Genomic DNA, 18,879 nt, shown 5'->3' on the forward strand with positions numbered 1-18,879 from the left:
ATACAGTATTTAAGTTCGCGCAAGTATTAACCAAATTAATGTCAATATAAGTTAAGGCTAGATTTATTGGCTTTATAAAAGGGCAGTGCGAGGTTAAGAGCGAGTGAACGAGACTTCATCTGGCTGGGGAGGTCATTGATGCACTGATAATAAGCTAAGTCATTGTTCCATAAATGCACTAGTGTTTCCCATTGGCATTGTAAAGCAGTAGCGCAAACACTCCGAAATTCTGGTATTCTAACAGGTATTACAAGCGACCATTACTGCAAGCGAATCATGTCGAAAAAAGACTCTCTTTGGTTTAAATCATTACGCTGGATCCAAAAAAAGTTGGTGCAAACTATTGTAGTGCCCCACGATCCTTTTGAAGATCTCAATCTCGATCCAAGCAAACCACTCGTTTATGTCATGAAAACAGAATCTGTTAGTGACATAGCAGCCCTTAGCGAAATGACCGGTAAGTTCGGTTTGCCTAGCCCTTATGATGATCTCGAGGTCAATGGGGTGAGTGCGCCGCGAGTTGTCTGCCTTGAAGGTAGCAAGCCATTATTCGGTGAGAGGGAAAGTGCTGAGCAGTATTTGCATTGCTTCAAACGCTTGTTAAGCGTGCATAAGCAAAACGCAGAATTAGATATTCAGTTGGTTCCCGTAAGCCTTTACTGGGGGCGAACACCGGGTAAAGAAAACGACACCATGCGCGCCGCCGTATTGGAGCGCCAAAATCCAACTTGGTTACGTAAATGCTTGATGATCTTATTTTTAGGTCGACATAGTTTTGTGCAGTTTTCTAATGCTGTTTCTTTGCGTTATATGGCAGATGAGCACGGCACCGATAAGCGTATTGCACAAAAACTTGCCCGTGTCGCACGAGTGCATTTTCAGCGTCAGCGTAAAGTCATGACCGGGCCGCAACTGCCAAAACGTCAAGCTCTGTTTCATGCTTTGCTAAAGTCAGACTCAATCACTCGGGCCATTAAAGAGGAAGCGGTTAATAAAAAAATCTCCGAAACAGAAGCTCGTGCTAAAGCGATGGATTATCTAGATGAAATCGCCGCAGATTATTCCGATAGCTTAGTGCGCATCACTGAGCGTTTTCTGACTTGGCTGTGGAACAAGCTCTATAAAGGGATCAATATCAAGGGGGCTGAACAGGTCCGCCAGTTGCACCATGATGGTCATGAAATCGTTTATGTGCCGTGTCATCGTAGCCATATGGATTATCTCTTGCTGTCGTATATTCTTTATTACCAAGGCATGGTGCCGCCGCATATTGCTGCAGGTATTAACCTTAATTTCTGGCCTGCAGGGCCGTTTTTCCGTCGTGGAGGCGCCTTCTTTATTCGCCGTAGTTTCCGTGGCAACAAGCTCTACACGGCGGTATTTCGTGAGTATTTAGATCAGCTTTTCACTAAAGGCTACTCTGTGGAATACTTCACCGAAGGTGGTCGTTCGCGTACCGGTCGCTTGTTAGCCCCTAAAACAGGCATGATCGCCATGACACTGAATAGTGTTTTGCGTGGTGTTGAACGCCCAGTCACCTTGGTGCCAGTTTATCTCGGCTATGACCACGTCATGGAAGTCGCCACCTATCACAAAGAGTTAAGTGGCAAAAAGAAGAAAAAAGAGTCGGTTTGGCAAGTGTTTGGTGCTATTCGCAAGTTAGGCAATTTTGGCCAAGGTTATGTGAATTTCGGTAAGCCAATAACCTTGCATAACTTCTTGAACGACGAAGTGCCGACTTGGCGCGAAGATATCGCTAAAGAGCCAGAACAGAAACCAACATGGTTAACACCCGCAGTGAACAAGCTAGCAGGGCAGGTGATGACTAATATCAACGATGCTGCTGCGGTTAGTGCGGTCACGTTAACGAGTTTGGTGTTGCTAGCGTCGGAGCAAAATGCATTGGAGCGCAGTCAGCTCGAAAAGCAGTTAGATCTTTACCTTACGTTATTAAAAGAGCTGCCCTATACCGAATATACGTCGGTACCAGAGGGGAGCGGTAAGGACCTAGTGTCGAATGCTCTGGAACTGAAGAAAATTCAGATCGAAAGCGACTCGCTCGGGGATATTATCTCAATCGACGACAGCATCGCGATTACCATGACTTATTATCGCAACAACATTATTCATTTAATGGTTGTGCCCTCGCTAATCGCCGCGTGCTTGCTGCGTAAAGAGCATTGTACTCGTGATGACGTGCTTAGCTTTGTGAATGATTTTTATCCGCTGCTGAAAGCTGAGCTGTTTATGGGGGTCGAAGACCCTGCTGCATACACGCAAAGCCTTTTGGACATTTTTGTGGCACAAGGGTTGGTTGTTGAAAATGGCCACTTTGAGATTGCTGATGACACGCTAAACCAACTGCTACTGCTGTCTGGAACGATTGACGAAACGATGCAACGTTACGCCATCCTGTTTAACTTGTTGGCGGTGAAACCTAACATGGAGCGCTCGGAGCTTGAACGTGATAGTCACCGTCTCGCACAAAGACTGGGAGCGCTTCACGGTATTACGGCTCCAGAGTTCTATGACAAGAAGCTATACGCTACGCTAAGCGTCAAATTAAAAGAGTTAGGTCATCTAACAGATAGCGAAGGGTGCAGTGATATCAAACGTATAAAAGACAGAGCCAATTTACTGCTACGTTCATCGGTAAGGCAAACGATAGTCGATAGTGTCAATGGGGAGCAAAAAGTTTAATGGCGAATCATATGAATGCGGCTAAAAATAAAGTCGCAGGTAAATCGCTATTAGGCGGAGCAATGATTATAGCGGGCACAACCGTTGGCGCGGGAATGTTTTCCCTGCCAGTTGTTGGCGCGGGAATGTGGTTTGGCTACTCAATGCTGATGCTGGTTGGCATATGGTTTTGTATGTTGGTGTCGGGGTTGATGTTGCTTGAGACTAACTTACACTTTAAGCCTGGTGCCAGTTTTGACACCTTAACAAAAACTACTCTGGGTCAGTTCTGGCGCATCATCAATGGGCTGTCAATCGCCTTTGTACTGTATATTTTGACCTATGCCTATATTAGTGGTGGCAGCTCGATTGTTAACCATAGCCTCCAAGGCTTGGGAATTAACCTACCGCAAAGTGTTGCCGGATTAGTGTTTGCTGCAGTGTTGGCGTCAATTGTTATTATCAGCACTAAAGCGGTCGATAGAATTACCACCATTATGCTTGGCGGTATGATTATTACGTTCTTCCTCGCGGTTGGTAATCTACTGATCGATGTGGATACGGCTAAGTTATTCGTGCCTGATGGCGAAACTAGCTATGGGCCTTTTTTACTGGCGGCGTTGCCCTTTGGCTTAGCCAGTTTTGGTTATCACGGTAACGTGCCAAGCCTGGTTAAGTACTACGGTAATCAACCAAAGACCATTATTAAAGCCATCTTCATCGGTACCTTTATTGCGCTAGTGATTTATAGCTGTTGGTTAGTGGCAACCATGGGCAACATTCCCCGTAGCCAGTTTGTTGATATTATCGCTCAAGGCGGCAATATGGGCGTGTTGGTTGGTGCATTGTCAGACGTTATCGCCAGTCGCTGGCTCAATACCATGTTGTCGTTATTTGCCAACCTTGCGGTGGCTTCATCATTCCTCGGTGTTACCTTAGGGTTGTTTGATTACTTAGCCGATCTGTTTGGGTTTGATGAAACACGCCAAGGCCGTTTAAAGACCGCTGCGGTGACATTCATCCCGCCGACGATTTTGGGAATTCTATTTCCCAACGGTTTCTTAATCGCCATTGGATTTGCTGCATTGGCGGCCACCATTTGGGCGGCGATAGTGCCCGCTATGATGGCGTATAGATCACGACAAATATTTGCCGACAGTGAAGGGTTTAGAGTGCCAGGCGGCACGCCATTGATTGTTATCATCATCATCTTTGGTCTAGTGACGGGTACATGCCACTTACTCGCGATGGCGGGGGTTTTGCCTGTTTACGGTTAACAAGCAATAGCCTTGGTAGATAAAAACATAAAGCCTCTATTACAGAGGCTTTTTATTTTGTCGGTTTATCTTGCTCATGTATTGGGTCGGTGTTTGCTTTCTAAAGCGTGCAAAGGAGCGGCTAAAGCTATGAGCATTGGCATAGCCCAAGCGCTGGGCTATTTCGGCTATTTCCTTTCCTTCCAGCATATATTTGATCGCTTGATTACACAGTATGTAACCCGACAAGTAAGTAAAGCTGAAGCCTATTTTTTGTAAGCGTCTTTGCAGTTGCTGCCTAGATACCCCAAATAGACTGGCCACAGAGACGACTGTAGGCAGGCTATAGTAGCGTGCATAGTTGACCATTTCGTACAGTACCTTGGGTAAGTCAGTGGGTTGTGGCATGTTCAGATATTTTTCAAGCTGAGCGAGGGATACTGAGGTGGTTATAGTGTTGCTGCTAAAATAGTCCATCGGCGATGAGGTGATTAAGTCATCAACACTGATCCACAACTCGGTTTGTGGAGCGTTCCAAGAAACAGGGCAGCCAAATATAGCTTCAGTTTCTTTTTGCTTAATCGGCGGGCCGCTGAGTCTCAGTTTTTTTATGGTGTAATCAGCACCGGCAAAATACTTGATGGCATTAAACAAGGTAATCGCAACCCGCAGTGAATCATGTGAACGAGCTCTGTCTTTGGCGTACGGGTTGTTGTAACACCACTTTAATATGTTGCCTGATTGCTGTGCATAATAACTGGCGCCGGAATGGAAGCTACAAATTCCAATGTTAATCCGCCGAAAACACATCGCCAGATCCGGCGCGGACAGAAACCAATTGCCAGGGATCTCTAGTGTTGAAATATCCAGATATTGCTGAATTTTCACCATGTAGTCGGCTTCTCCCGTTAGCACTTCTAGTTGGGTGAACCACTTGGACGCCTCACTAAAAGGGATCAGTGCCATTCGCTCTTCAAACAGGGCTTCTGGGATCGACAAGTCGTTTAAAGTAATTCCATAGCGAGCTTCAACCCCCGTAAAAACCGCTGCGATATAGCTAGAGCGGATAAATGCTGTATCCATTGTGATTGGCACCTTTCTACTGATTCTTGATACCTTATTGAATCATAAGTTGGTGCTGAATGATATGTATAGGTAATCTAGCTTGTTCTAATTTATAGAAAGGGCAAAATAGATCTTTGAATCAATGGTTTTTTGAGGTCTAGTTTTATGAGTTTATTCAGTATGCCGTTCGTCGATACCGGCGTTGATAGCGCCTTACACGGCGTTGCAGCTGTTGTGATGGTGCTGACGATTGCCGCAGCCGCTTTTGGCTTCTGGAAGATCCATGAAATGCCAATTAACCAAGCGCATAAAAAACAACACCAACAGATAGGACTCATTACTGCACTCACCTGGATAGGGTTTGTCTGGCATTGGGTGTGGGTTCTCGCCGTGATTGTTGCATTTGTTGACAGCGAAAAAGCATTGCGTCGTGTGCGAGACATATGGCGAGAAAAAGAGACGGCTGATACTCAGCTTACTGCGAAAGAGGAGCTGTAAATGCTTGAAGGTTTAGCTGTATGGGCACTGCTGATTTACCTACTGCGTTTAGTGGGCATGCCATGGAATATCTATAGTAAGAGTTTTGCCTATTTAGGCGGCACTGGCTGGTTAATGTTTGTTTGGGTTGGCCTGCTCAATTACACCCCTATGGACTTGTCTGGCGGTTCTTTAGTGCAATCACCTCATATTCAGTTGCGTCCCGCTAACACGCAAATCAAAGGCAAAGTAGACAATATATATGTCTCCCCTAATCAAGAGGTGACTGCGGGGCAGTTGATTTACGATCTGGATGATGAGCCTTTTCAAATTGAATTAAATAAGGCGTTGGTTGCCAAGCAAAGCACTGTGGTTGGTTTATCGTTGGCCAATGAAGATGTCAAATTGGCGATAAAGCAGCATGAGATCGCCATTGCAGATGTGAGCATTGCTGAGAACCAATTGCATGGGGCATCGAAAGACCTCAATTGGAAACAAAAAACACTCGCTCGCTATGTAGAGCAGAATAGAGTGGTACCCGACACGGTGACCAAAAGCCTGTTAGATGAACAGCAAACGGCGGTAGATTTAGCGATAGCGCAACAGAGTAGCTATCGCTCTCAAATTAAAAAAGCGACCAGTGCAGAGCAAGCGGCGTTACTCAATATTGATAAATCCAAATTAGAAGTTAAAAGCCGACAAGCTGATCTTAATGGTGAGATTGAAAATGTTGCCCAGGCACAGTGGAAATTGGATAACACCAAGGTGTATGCGCCTGCTGATGGTTATGTGACAAACTTCATTCTGCGTGAAGGACAGTATGTTGGCGCGATAGCCAGAATGCAGATGTACACCAACGAAAAGTACGTGTTAATGCGGGTCAATCATCAAGCAATTCGCAATGTTAAAGTGGGTCAGCAAGCAGAGTTTGCCACGGCAGTCTACCCAGGCAAAGTCTTTAGGGCTGAGGTAGAAGGCATTGTTGAAGCAACGGGGGAATCACAAGGTCGACTGCTCGCGCTTGACGATAATGTACGTCAAACTACAGGCAAGAATGCCAATAATAAGCACCATTTTGTCAGGCTAAAATTGATCGAAACGGGAGATTACGATATTCCTGTCGGTGCGGTGGGATTAGCGTGGATAAGTGGTACCAAACCAGTTGCATTCTTACAATTCTTGGACGTTATTCGCGCCATAGTGATCCGCATGAAATCGCAGATTTACTACTTCTATTCGATCTGATTTAAGCCGTAGTGCCATGTTAGCGGTTACTGCTAGCATGGCGTATATACCTATCCCACTGAATCCTGCGTCTTAAGGTAGGATGGGTTTAAACGGATTAGGCGTGAACTCTATTACGGCCATTCTTTTTGGCTACATATAGTGCCTTATCCGCCAGTTTAATGGTTTGATTGAATGTACGATCACCATGATGTTCAGCAACACCTATTGAGATAGTGACGTTAACGGTTTTACTCTGGTTCGCGGCACTGCCTTTACGATATTCTTTACTACTTTTTTTGCGCTGCTCGTGTCTGAGTACAATGTTGTAATGAGAGACTTCGCTCCTAAGATTTTCCAAAAGGGGCAGTATAGATTCAGCATCTTTATTTGGGAACACGATAGTGAACTCCTCACCACCATAACGGTATACCTTGCCGCCCCCTTTAACCTGACTTAGCTTACCCGCGACTAACCGTAATACTTGATCGCCAACATCATGGCCATAGGTGTCATTGAATTTTTTAAAGTGATCTATATCGACCATCGCCACACTGTAATGACTGTTTAAAGATAACGCCATGGTATTGAGGGCTCGTCGCGAAGAAAGCCCTGTTAAATCATCTCGATAAGCTAAATGATAAGATTGGGTTAAAATAGCTAATAAATAAGTTACGGCTAGCATTGATATTAACAGTGCCAATGGGAGTTCACCCGGTTGGTAGTAATTATAAAGCCAAATAAAGAGTGTGACAGCTATGGTTGAGTCAATACCACTCGCTCGCCAGACAGCATAAAAACAGATGGCTGCACTGGCTAGACCCACAGGAACATATATCGCGGTGAGTAAACTGCTGGACGAAAGCGATTGGTTATCTGCCAGCATGCCAGCCTTGGTCATTAACATCGTCCAGGTAAAACCGATGATAAAACACAGTATAATACTGGCTAATGTTTTGGCTGTATGAACAGACAATAACGCCCTGTCGCTACTAATCGCAAACAAGGTTATCAGCAAAGTGCCTGATAGAAATATAGGTTCCGCAAAGTCTAGGGTAAGCTGATGCTCAACAATGAATCCTTGCTCATATAGGGTGTATATAAGCAGTAATGTTGCTAAAAAACTGAGTCGACTGCAATTAAACTGCAGTGCCAAAATAGCTGCAATTGGCAGCAAGTAAAAAGGCAGCTCACCAATTACCGGCATCCAATGGCGCCATATATCTATAAAATACTGGCTTGCCACAATGAAGACTATAGTCATCAGTGCTGGGATGAAAAGGTAATAAAAACTACGAGATATTACAGCCACAGTCCCCCCCCTCTTAATGATGATAGAAAATAAATATAGTCGTCCTTAGTGTCCAAGTATACATAAGTTGTAGTGATAGCAATTCAAATACTCTATTTATACCCATCCTACCTGAAGATGCAGGATTCAGTGGGAATTAAATGAGCTTTAATCAAGGCATTGATTACCACTAATGGTCGTTCCCTTAGTAAAATCAATAACACAGAGTAAAGCCCATTAAAACCCATCGTAGAAGGCGTTGTGCAAGCCCACTTCGGTGTAGCACTAACTTAAAAGGGAATAACCATTTCTACATAAGTGCGCCTAGAATTGAACTGGCACAACGCCTCTGAAACGAGCATCTTCAAGTAGGATGGGTATATAAGCGGCAATATGAAAGAAAACTGTAATTCATTGGCAAAGTGAAATTACCAATCTGTTATAACCATTTACGCTCTCAGGTTGGACATGGGCTCAATATGGGTCTTAACTCAACTCATTAGGTTATCTTTTGCTGAGTGGAACGGACTATGAAAGTGAATCAATATTTGCAAGGACAACCTTGTTGGGTTGAGTTGGCATCGTTAGACATCACTGTCTGCAAGCCTTTTTATCGAGCCTTGTTTGGTTGGGATATTGTTGATCTGCCAGTGCCACAAGGTAGCTATAGTATGTTCAACCTTGAAGGTGATGACTTAGGTGCTATGTACCAAATGCCTGATGAGATGATCAAGGCGGGTGATTTAAGCCAATGGTTGCTCTACTTTGCGGTAGACAATCTTGATAATACGCTGGTCGATGTGAGAGGCGCTGGTGGCACAATTATACTCGGGCCTCACGATGTTGGTGAGTCTGGTCGAATGGCGGCCATTCTGGATCCAGAAGGTGCAAAATTCGCCCTTTGGCAGGCAAAAGATCATATTGGCGCACAGCGGGCGGCTGAAGCCGGTACGCTATGCTGGGTTGAGTTGGCTTGTCGACAGACTGAAGCTGCTAAGTCTTTTTATAGCAAAGTGCTAGGTTGGGGCTCTCAGGCATCTAACATGGAAAATATGGAATACACCGAGTGGCAAGTGGGTACGCAAGATATTGGCGGGATGATGAAAATGACATCAGAGTGGGGTGATATGCCTGCGCATTGGATGAGTTATTTCACCGTCGACGATTGTAATGCAAAGGCAAAGCAGGTGGTTGAACTTGGTGGTGCGATTTGTGTTCCCCCGACCGATATTGCCAACGTGGGTCGTTTTTCAGTGGTCAATGATCCTAATGGGGCGGTGTTCTCTATTATTGAATTAAGAATGGGTACCTAGTGTTGCGATGAGTAAATCAAAAAAGCACTGCTAAATGCAGTGCTTTTTAATTTTGAAATACACAAAAGTATTAATTGTTACTTGGGGTACTTTTATCTAAGTTTCTGCCATAGATAAGTAGATAAATCGCCGGGATAACAAATAGCGACAGTAATGGTGCGGTAATCATACCGCCGACCATAGGTGCTGCGATTTTTTGCATCACCTCATTACCAGTACCTGTGCCCCACATGATCGGTAATAAGCCGAAGAAAATAGTACCAACAGTCATGGCCTTAGGGCGAATACGCATTACCGCGCCATGGATCAGTGCTTCGCATAGATCACTGCGTTTATTGTATTGTCCTGCTTCTTTACGATCTCTGATGCTGTTATTTAAATAGACTTGCATCACCACACCAAACTCCGCTGCAACACCGGCAAGCGCTATCATGCCCACCGATACCGCCACCGAGAAGTTAAAGTCTAAAAAGTACAATAGCCATGCACTACCCACGAGCGAAAATGGCAGGCTGAGCATTATCACCGACGCTTGTATAAAGGAGCTAAAAGTCATCATCAGTAGCATAAAAATAACCGCTAACATCAGTGGTACGACTAACTGCATTTTGGCTTCGACTCGCTGCATATACTCATACTGACCGGCAAAGGTGTAACTATAGCGCGGCGGTAGCTGGATCTGTTCATCAAGCGCAGCTCTTGCTGTAGTGATGTACTCACCAATAGAGATGTCCTTTAGATCAACAAACACCCAGCTGATCAAGCGCCCATTTTCGCTGGCCAGCATTGGCGCGCCGTCGCTAACAGTTATATTGGCTAAATTACCTAGGGGTAAGTACTTACCCGTTTTTGTCAGTACCGGTAAGTCTTTGAGCTTTTCAAGGCTATCCCGTAGCTCGCGGGGATAACGAATAATGATTGGATAGCGTTCTTGGCCCTGAATAGATTGGCCAACTTGCATTCCACCAATTGCCATTTTTACCACATCTTGGATATCTTTCAGCGTCATACCGTAGCGAGCCGCATTTTTAAGATCTGGCTCAATATCGATATAACGGCCGCCACTGGTTCGCTGGGAAAATGCCGATGCGGTACCTGGTAGTTTGCTGACCACAGCTTCAATCTCAGCACCAATTCGCTGTAGTTCATCGATATCCGCGCCGGATATTTTGATGCCAACAGGGGTTCTCACTCCGGTAGAAAGCATATCAATACGGGTTTTGATGGGTTGTACCCACGCATTGGTCATGCCTGGCACCTTGACGGTTTTTTGCAGTTCGGCAATGATCCCTTCAAGTGTCATCCCTTCACGCCATGTCTCTGGCGGGTTGAGCATGATGGTGGTTTCCAGCATGGTCAGCGGCGCAGGATCGGTTGCCGTCATCGCACGGCCGACTTTACCAAACACCCGCTTAACTTCTGGCACGGTTTTAATCAGTCGATCTGTCTGCTGTAAGATCTCGGCTGCCTTACCGGCACTGACGCTTGGCAAGGTTGTCGGCATGTAGAGCAAGTCACCCTCGTTAAGCTCAGGCATAAATTCGCTACCCATCTTAGTCATAGGGTACACTGCACTGCCAAGCGCAATCATCGCTAATAAAATCGTCACTTTAGGAAAGCGTAATACCAAACGTAGCAAGGGTTCGTATATCGCGATCAATACTCGGCTGATGGGGTTCTTGCGCTCGTCGGGTATTTTTCCACGGACAAAGTAACCCATTAATACTGGGATCAAGGTGATCGCCAATATTGCACTGGCGGCCATTGCGAAGGTTTTGGTAAAGGCTAAGGGGTGGAATAAACGCCCCTCTTGCGCTTCAAGTGCAAATACCGGCACAAAGCTTAAGGTGATGATTAGCAAGCTGAAAAATAGTGCCGGTCCAACTTCAACTGAGGCCTTGCGAACCAGTTCCCAGTGAGCATCGCCAGTAGGCACTTCACCATTATGCTTGTCGCGATAGTGCTCTAGATGTTTATGGGTGTTTTCGACCATTACAATGGCGGCGTCTACCACGGCACCAATCGCAATAGCGATCCCCCCAAGACTCATAATGTTGGCATTAACGCCAATAATATTCATCACGATAAAGCTGATGAGTATTGAGATCGGCAGCGAGATAATGGCGACCAGTGTCGAGCGGGCATGCAGCAAGAAGATGAGACAAATAATACCGACAACCAGCATCTCTTCGAGCACTTTATCTATAAGGTTATCAACCGAATTGAGGATAAGTTGAGAGCGATCATAAGTGATCACTAACTCAACCCCATCGGGTAAACCATTTTCAATCTCTTTCAGCTTCTCTTTCACATTGTTGATGGTCGCCAACGCGTTTTCACCGTAGCGCATTACCACAATACCACCAACCACTTCGCCTTCCCCATCCAACTCGGCGATACCACGGCGAGCGGCGGGACCTGTACGTAGCTGGGCGACATCTTTCATCAACACCGGAATGCCAGATTCTGACACTATGCCCAGTGGGATCTCTTCAAAGTCATCCAAGGTTTGGCGGTAGCCCGATGACGTGATCATGTATTCGGCTTCAGCCATCTCAATGACAGAACCGCCCGTTGAGCTGTTGGAATTGTCTAAGGCATTTTTGACCGTCATCAAATCGATTTGATACAGGGCGAGTTTATGCGGGTCGACAATAATCTGATATGCCTGTTCCATGCCACCAATGGTGGCAATCTCCGATACCCCCTCAACGCTTTGTAGCTCAAGCTTTAAGAACCAATCTTGCAGCGAGCGTAATTGAGCTAGATCATGCTGACCCTTGCGATCGACCAAGGCATATTGAAATACCCAGCCTACGCCCGAGGCATCAGGCCCTAAGGTTGGTGTCACACTGGCGGGCAATTGCCCTTGGGTTTGCGATAAGTACTCTAATACTCGTGAGCGTGCCCAATAGATATCGGTGCCGTCTTCAAAAATAATGTAGACGTATGAGTCACCAAACATTGAAAAGCCGCGGACGGTCTTCGCCCCTGGTACGGCTAGCATGGCAGTCGATAATGGATAAGTGATCTGGTCTTCGACCAATTGCGGTGCTTGCCCTGGGTAAGAGGTTTTGACAATCACCTGCACATCCGACAGATCGGGTAGTGCATCAAGTGGGGTAATGCGCATCGCTTGGTAGCCGATTAAGGCGATGATTGCAGTAAGCACTAACACCATCACTCGCTGTTTAATCGCGGCACTAATAATTTTTTCTAACATAGTCTACCTCCGATTAATGGTTTGCGTGTGGATCGGCAGTGACGCTACTATTGCTGCCACTTAAACGCTGTAAGCTACCCTGAATACTGGCTTCTGAATCTAACAAGAACTGACCAGAGACAATCACTTTATCGCCGGCATTCAGTCCCTCAATGATTTCAGCTTTGCCTTGGGCGATCATGCCTACTTTTACGCTGACAGAGGCAAATTGATTGTCATCACGTTGCACTACGACTCGATTTTCTCGGCCGGTAAGAATGAGTGCTTCGGTTGGGATCGACAGCACGTTTTTCTTCGGACCACCAAAGAGTGTTACATCAACCAAGGTGCCGGGTTTGAGTAATTTTTCAGTGTTCTCCAATTTGATTCGAACTCGCATCGCACGTGAAACGGGATCTAGCTCTGGATAGATGTAATCGATAGTCGATTGCAAGTCAAACAAGCCTTGTGAGGCGGAAGTCACTTCCACTGGTCGACCTTGCTCAAGCCAACTTTGTTCGTTTTCAAACACGTCGGCAATCACCCACACACTGCTTAAGTCAACAATTTCAAATAAGGTATTTCCGGGTTGGACATACATGCCATGACGAACCGACAATTGACTGATAAAACCATCTTGCTGGGCATAATAGGGGACGCGATAAACGGTTTCCCCTGTGCGTTCTAAGTGATTGATCGTGCCTGAGCTGACGCCCAGTAGTTCGAGTCGTAAGCGGGCTTTGCGAAGTAGATCATTGCCACGATGACTATCTTGTTTAAGGTAATCGATAGCTTGCATGTAATCATCTTGGGCATTAATCAGTTCTGGAGAGTACAACTCATAAAGTAGCTGTCCTTTTTTAACCTGTTGACCCACGGTATGGACCATTAACGTTTCTAGCCAGCCGCTAACGCGGGTGTGTGCGTGACCTATGGCATTTTCGTTATATTGTACCGTGCCAATGGTTTTTACCAGCTTCCACAAAGTCCCTTCAGTGACTTGTTCGCTGCGCATGCCGAGCGCTTGCTGCATACCGCCGGATACGCCGACAACCACCTCTTCAGTAATCCCACCGACAGTGACCTTTTCTAAGTTCATGCCACATATTGGGCAAGTACCGGGAACATCTGATACCACATGGGGATGCATGGGGCAGACATATTTAATGTTGCTATCACCACTTGATTGAGCGGCGGGCATTAACATGGGCTTTGGCTGGCTTAGCAGCTTATCTGCTTTAGTTTTTGGTTCTGAGCTCACGTCCATTTGATCCGTATGGTCGTGGCCTGCATGTTCATCAGGGAGAGCTTCTTCCTCCTCTTCCTTGACCAGGAACATATTACATTTTGGACAGCGCCCCGCTTCATGGCTGGTGACTTCGGGATGCATCGGGCAGTAATAATCTTTGCTTACTGACGCGAGAACATCAGTCGTTGCTGATTCATTGGATACTTCATCCTTTACCAGGAACATATTACATTTTGAGCAACGACCCGGCTCATGGCTGGTCTCTTTTGGATGCATCGGGCAGTAGTAATCTTTGCTTACTGCCGCGAGAGTATCAGTCGTTGCTGATTCATTGGATACTTCATCTTTTACTAGGAACATATTACATTTTGAGCAGCGACCCGGCTCATGGCTGGTCTCTTCTGGATGCATCGGGCAGTAGTAATCAGCACTGTGTTGCTGACTATGGGTTGCCGGTGGCGCTTGTTCTTGTGCTAAAGCTTGGCTATAGCTAAATATTGGTGTAGCGGCAAGCAATAAACTGCTCAGTACACACACTGCATTTTTACGAAACTGTGTTGATTTAAATAAACTCATAATGCCTTATCTCCACCCTAGCTATTAGTGATGCATGTGACTTTTTTTGTCGGCGTTCTCGCTCTTAGCGATCGGCGTTAAGTCCATGCCACATTTAGGGCAGCTATCACCCTCTTTACCCGTAATCTCTGGATTCATTGGACACGCATGGGTATCGGCTGTCATCTTATGATGCTTAGCTTTACCTTCGTGAGGGCATGAGTCGCAGCTTTTAGCTTCGGCATTAATGGCTTGCAGTTTCATGCCACATTTAGGGCAGCTATCACCCTCTTTACCGGTAATTGCTGGGTTCATTGGACACGCATGAGTGTCGGCAGTCATCTTATGATGCGCTTTTTCTCCCTTGTTTGGGCAAGAGTCGCAGTTATGTCCAGTGGCTTTTGCTGCTTCCAAGTTCATACCACATTTAGGGCAAGAGTCACCCTCAACGCCGGTAACTTCTGGATGCATTGGGCAAGTATAGCTTTGGCTCTGCTCTGCGCCGTTATCATGCGCATGAGCAGATACAGCTGGTGCCCAGGTTAAAAATAAAAAGGTAGTGAGTACCATACTAATAAAGGTTTTCATAACTTAACTCCATCAAAGAGATGGCCGAATGCTGTCAGTGCTAGCGCACAGAACAATTAACGGCTTAAATAATTGCTTAATAAGAATAAATAACGTTTTAAATATGTAGAGACAGGGCGTCTCGGATTACGCTATTGGAGGTCTTAAATCTTGTGGCAATGAGATAGAGTGGAAATGAGGCATTAGAGTGGCCGTTGCAATATCGGAGGTGCTGTTGCCAGGCCATGACAAAACACTAAACAGGGTTCCTGTTACTGAAATAACCAAACAATGGTTACAATCACTCTGGCATGATCCTTTGCCGTTGCAGCAAGTCTTAGAGTTGCCGGGAAGCATTTGCGTATCCTCATCCGAATCGCAGCAATGAGTGTCGCTATCCATCTGCTCTTGGTGGCATTCAGTCCCATCTTGCATGCTCATCATTGGCATATCATCAGCCATCGCATTCGGTACCATCAATGATCCATTAGCTAGCATTAGCTGACTCAACAAAGCGAGTAGCGTAAAGGCTATTAATGTATGACGGCGAAGTATGCTAAACATGATGGTTCCAAGTAATAAGCTTCGGTGAGTCTAACACAGCAATAAAATTACACATTGATAAAGTTCACAAATTCACTTTATCAATGTGTTAACTGCAGTGGAAGCTAGATTGCTATTTCTGCAGCAGTAACTTGGCCATCAGTTGGCTATGAGTCATCAATGGGACCTGTTTCTCGCTACCGCTAGCATCGGTTAACTTAATATAAGGAGAGTCGATAAACTGGTAAGCATCCTCTTCAGATAGAATGCTCGGGGTGACAGCCTTATATTTTTCAGCCATTTTTAGATCGATATAGAGATATAGCGGTTCAGATCGAACCCAGTTTGAGTCATCAGCACTGGATTCAAAAAGATCGCGATATTGCAGCTCAATCAAATTTTGGCCTTTGTCGAGCTGCAGCACACGGCTATCGACATTGTGTAAGCCGTTAACCCCTATTACTTCAAGTGACTCAGGGAATGAAACAGAGGCTGCCATGCTGGTGAAACTGGCAAGTGAAAGTACGATAACGCTGATAATTTTTTTCATAATAAACTCCATCAAAGAGATGGCCGAATGCTGTAAGTGCTAGCGCACAAGACAATTAACGGCTTAAAGAATTGCTAAATAAGAAATAACGGTTTCGAAGGTACAGAGACTTAAGGTCTCGGTTTATCTACGCTATTGGAGGTCTTAAATCTTGTGGCAATGAGATGGAGTGGAAATGAGGCATTGGAGTGGCCATGGCTATATCGGACATATTGCTGCCTGGCCACGACAGAACACTAAACAAGCTAGCCGTTACTGAAATCACTAAACAATGATTACAATCACTCTGGCAGAAATCTTCGCCGTTGCAGCAACTCTCAGCGTTGCTGGGAAACACTTGTGTACTATCTGCAGAATCACTGCAATGAGCGTTGTTTTCAACTTGCTGTGGATAGCCGTCAGTCTGACCTTGCATGCTCATCATTGGCATATCGTCAGCCATCGCATTCGATACCATCAATGATCCATTAGCTAGCATTAGCTGACTCAACAAAGCGAGTAGCGTAAAGGCTATTAATGTATGACGGCGAAGTATGCTAAACATGATGGTTCCAAGTAATACGCTGTGATGAGTCTAACACAGCAATAAATTTACACATTGATAAAGTTCACAAATCCACTTTATCAATGTGTTAACTGCAGTGGAAGCTAGATTGCTATTTCTGCAGCAGTAACTTGGCCATCAGTTGGCCATGAGTCATCAATGGGACCTGTTTCTCGCTACCGCTAGCATCGGTTAACTTAATATAAGGAGAGTCGATAAACTGGTAAGCATCCTCTTCAGATAGAATGCTCGGGGTGACAGCCTTATAGTTTTCAGCCATTTTTAGATCGATATAGAGATATAGCGGTTCAGATCGAACCCAGTTTGAGTCGTCAGCATTGGATTCAAAAATATCGCGATACTGCAGTTCAATTAAATTTTGGCCGTTATCTAATTGCAGGTATCGACCGTCTACATTGCTTAAACCATTCACTCCGAGTACTTCAAGTGACTCAGGGAATGAAACGGAGGCTGCCATGCTGGTAAAGCTGGCAAGTGAAAGTGCGATAACGCTGATAAATTTTTTCATAATAAACTCCAAATAAAACCAGTAACCATGGGCTGAATGTCCGATGGACAAATAACCTAGCTGTTAATTGCGCGTGTGATTTGAGGTTAAGCTTGGAGTTTAATCGGCGGTGGATTAATTGACGCTTGTTCCGCTGTTTGAGGAGACCAAAATGCGGTTTGTAGGCTCTGTGCTGTTTGTTGAACGGCGAGGTTGAATTGCTCCTGCTCTATAATGGCCGGGGTGGAAATGTAGTGTGATACACAGTCACCCGCCGCTAATATTTCACACAATGCATCACAATCTACCGTGCTGGCATTGATGCTTGGCATGCTACTACCGCAACTGCTTGTCTCTTGGTTGGACGTGCCCATTGAACTGATTAACACCTGCTCTAACGGTAGCGAAGCCTGTTCGATTTGCTGAATATGTTGTGAAGCGTGTGAACTGGCATGCAAAAATTTAGGCATAGCCATCGCTGGTGAAAGCAAAAATTGCCCGACCAGTGAGATGAGTAATGCTAAATAGGCGATGCGCTTCCACATGTTCAACGAGTCCAAATAATGACGATGTAACCAGATAGACCTAGGGACTAGGCAATTAGTTTCAGACAATAAATATTTTTTTAATATTTATGGATGTTTAAGTTAACTATTACATATAAAAGAATTTCAAAAAGGACTCTAATATATCGAAATATCAAGCTGATAAGCGCTAATCCTTGCAGTACACAAGGCTTTAGGCTAACTTTAGTAAATGCGCATATATAATGAGCAATTTTTGATTCAGGTGAGAGAGTTAGAGCTATGTCTCATTTTGCACTTTTAGTCCCAGATTAATCAGTAGGATATGGTTTATACTAAACCGCATAAATAGAGATGAAGTTAAACTTACATCGATATAAAAACTAAATATTTGGAGATGAGTGATGAACTGGCGAGCACTTTTTAAACCGAGCGCAAAATTTTCGATTCTGGCATTGTTGGTCGTCGGTATCGTAGTCGGTGTAGTTGGTTATTTTGCTACACAGCAAACTTTACATGCAACAAGTACAGATAACTTCTGTATGAGTTGTCATAGCAACCATTCATTGAAAGATGAAGTTATGGCTTCTGCTCACGGTGCCGGACGCGCAGGTGTTACTGTTCAGTGTCAAGATTGTCACTTACCGCACAACCCTGTTAAGTACTTAGTTAAGAAAATCATTGTATCTAAAGATCTATATGGTTTTCTTACTATTGACGGTTTCAACACTCAAGCATGGTTAGATGAAAACCGTAAAGAGCAAGCTGATCACGCGCTTAAGTATTTTAAAGATACAGATTCAGCTAACTGTCAGCACTGCCATACTCGTATTTACGAGAACCAACCTGAAGCGATGAAGAAGATGGCGAAGAGAATGCACGCCAACAACTTTAAGAAAGCTGACGACAAGCGCAAGACTTGCGTAGATTGTCACAAAGGTGTTGCTCACGTTTACGTTAAATAAAGGTAAGCAGTAGCAAGCGTTATGAATGTTAGTTAGATGAGCTAACATTCAGACCTTAAAGCCCCATGATAGTGATATCTCGGGGCTTTTTTGTGTCTGGGTTTTGGTGATAGTCGGGTAGAGCTGAGATGGAAAGGAAGGAGCTAGGTTCTAGGAAAAGCCGGTGAAGCAGGATCAGAGCCGATAAAGGGAAAAATATAAAGCTTAAAAAGTGAATAAACAACTTGAAGCAGGTCGATTAACCGCTACATTCCCTACCTAGCACCTAGCACCTAGCACCTAGCACCTAGCACCTAGCACCTAGCACCTAGCACCTAGCACCTAGCACCTAGCACCTAGCACCTAGCACCTAGCACCTAGCACCTAG

Annotated in this window: 16 protein-coding genes; 6 read left to right on the top strand and 10 right to left on the bottom strand. The window is 45.1% G+C overall.

The window, feature by feature from the left end:
- Positions 1-276: 276 nt before the first annotated feature.
- Positions 277-2,700, top strand: a complete 2,424-nt coding sequence (plsB, locus tag L2755_RS18580; RefSeq protein WP_248982174.1) for a glycerol-3-phosphate 1-O-acyltransferase PlsB — start codon at positions 277-279, stop codon at positions 2,698-2,700.
- Positions 2,700-3,956, top strand: coding sequence for a tryptophan permease (mtr, locus tag L2755_RS18585; protein WP_248982175.1), 1,257 nt, complete (start codon positions 2,700-2,702; stop codon positions 3,954-3,956). The genes plsB and mtr overlap by 1 nt, the downstream gene beginning before the upstream one ends.
- A 39-nt stretch (positions 3,957-3,995) precedes the next feature.
- Here mtr and L2755_RS18590 read toward each other — a convergent pair whose 3' ends face one another.
- Positions 3,996-5,018, bottom strand: coding sequence for an AraC family transcriptional regulator (locus L2755_RS18590; protein ID WP_248982176.1), 1,023 nt, complete (start codon positions 5,016-5,018; stop codon positions 3,996-3,998).
- Positions 5,019-5,165: 147 nt separating this feature from the next.
- Here L2755_RS18590 and L2755_RS18595 point away from each other — a divergent pair, with 147 nt between their 5' ends.
- Entirely contained in the window at positions 5,166-5,498 is a 333-nt protein-coding gene (locus L2755_RS18595) for an MFS transporter (protein WP_248982177.1), read from the top strand.
- Positions 5,499-6,722: an HlyD family secretion protein gene (locus L2755_RS18600; RefSeq protein ID WP_248982178.1), complete on the top strand. Its 1,224-nt coding sequence runs from the start codon at positions 5,499-5,501 to the stop codon at positions 6,720-6,722. It abuts the gene before it with no gap.
- Positions 6,723-6,819: 97 nt separating this feature from the next.
- Here the strand turns inward: L2755_RS18600 and L2755_RS18605 are convergent, their stop codons facing one another.
- Positions 6,820-8,013: a GGDEF domain-containing protein gene (locus L2755_RS18605; RefSeq protein WP_248982179.1), complete on the bottom strand. Its 1,194-nt coding sequence runs from the start codon at positions 8,011-8,013 to the stop codon at positions 6,820-6,822.
- 509 nt (positions 8,014-8,522) lie between these two features.
- Here L2755_RS18605 and L2755_RS18610 point away from each other — a divergent pair.
- Positions 8,523-9,305: a VOC family protein gene (locus L2755_RS18610; protein ID WP_248982180.1), complete on the top strand. Its 783-nt coding sequence runs from the start codon at positions 8,523-8,525 to the stop codon at positions 9,303-9,305.
- Positions 9,306-9,375: 70 nt separating this feature from the next.
- On the opposite strand, the gene L2755_RS18615 is transcribed toward L2755_RS18610, so the two are convergent.
- The 8 genes from L2755_RS18615 to L2755_RS18650 all read right to left on the bottom strand — a co-directional run bounded on the left by L2755_RS18615 (position 9,376) and on the right by L2755_RS18650 (position 17,568).
- Positions 9,376-12,528: an efflux RND transporter permease subunit gene (locus L2755_RS18615; RefSeq protein WP_248982181.1), complete on the bottom strand. Its 3,153-nt coding sequence runs from the start codon at positions 12,526-12,528 to the stop codon at positions 9,376-9,378.
- Positions 12,529-12,541: 13 nt separating this feature from the next.
- Positions 12,542-14,332 (bottom strand): efflux RND transporter periplasmic adaptor subunit, encoded by a 1,791-nt coding sequence (locus L2755_RS18620; protein WP_248982182.1) that lies wholly within the window; start codon positions 14,330-14,332, stop codon positions 12,542-12,544.
- Between the two features lie 24 nt (positions 14,333-14,356).
- Positions 14,357-14,899 carry a heavy metal-binding domain-containing protein gene (locus tag L2755_RS18625; RefSeq protein ID WP_248982183.1) on the bottom strand — a complete coding sequence of 181 codons (543 nt, stop codon included), beginning with the start codon at positions 14,897-14,899 and terminating at the stop codon, positions 14,357-14,359.
- A 126-nt stretch (positions 14,900-15,025) separates the two neighbouring features.
- Positions 15,026-15,442: a hypothetical protein gene (locus L2755_RS18630; protein ID WP_248982184.1), complete on the bottom strand. Its 417-nt coding sequence runs from the start codon at positions 15,440-15,442 to the stop codon at positions 15,026-15,028.
- A gap of 112 nt (positions 15,443-15,554) precedes the next feature.
- Positions 15,555-15,971, bottom strand: coding sequence for a DUF2057 family protein (locus L2755_RS18635; RefSeq protein WP_248982185.1), 417 nt, complete (start codon positions 15,969-15,971; stop codon positions 15,555-15,557).
- A gap of 127 nt (positions 15,972-16,098) precedes the next feature.
- On the bottom strand, positions 16,099-16,515 hold the full coding sequence (locus tag L2755_RS18640) for a hypothetical protein (protein WP_248982186.1): 417 nt from the start codon (positions 16,513-16,515) through the stop codon (positions 16,099-16,101).
- Between the two features lie 112 nt (positions 16,516-16,627).
- Positions 16,628-17,044, bottom strand: coding sequence for a DUF2057 family protein (locus tag L2755_RS18645; protein ID WP_248982187.1), 417 nt, complete (start codon positions 17,042-17,044; stop codon positions 16,628-16,630).
- 86 nt (positions 17,045-17,130) lie between these two features.
- Positions 17,131-17,568, bottom strand: a complete 438-nt coding sequence (locus L2755_RS18650) for a hypothetical protein (RefSeq protein ID WP_248982188.1) — start codon at positions 17,566-17,568, stop codon at positions 17,131-17,133.
- 383 nt (positions 17,569-17,951) lie between these two features.
- Here L2755_RS18650 and L2755_RS18655 point away from each other — a divergent pair, with 383 nt between their 5' ends.
- Positions 17,952-18,512: a NapC/NirT family cytochrome c gene (locus L2755_RS18655; protein WP_248982189.1), complete on the top strand. Its 561-nt coding sequence runs from the start codon at positions 17,952-17,954 to the stop codon at positions 18,510-18,512.
- The last annotated feature ends 367 nt before the right edge of the window (positions 18,513-18,879 follow it).

The sequence above is a fragment of the Shewanella abyssi genome (genome assembly GCF_023284025.1).
Classification (GTDB): domain Bacteria; phylum Pseudomonadota; class Gammaproteobacteria; order Enterobacterales; family Shewanellaceae; genus Shewanella; species Shewanella abyssi.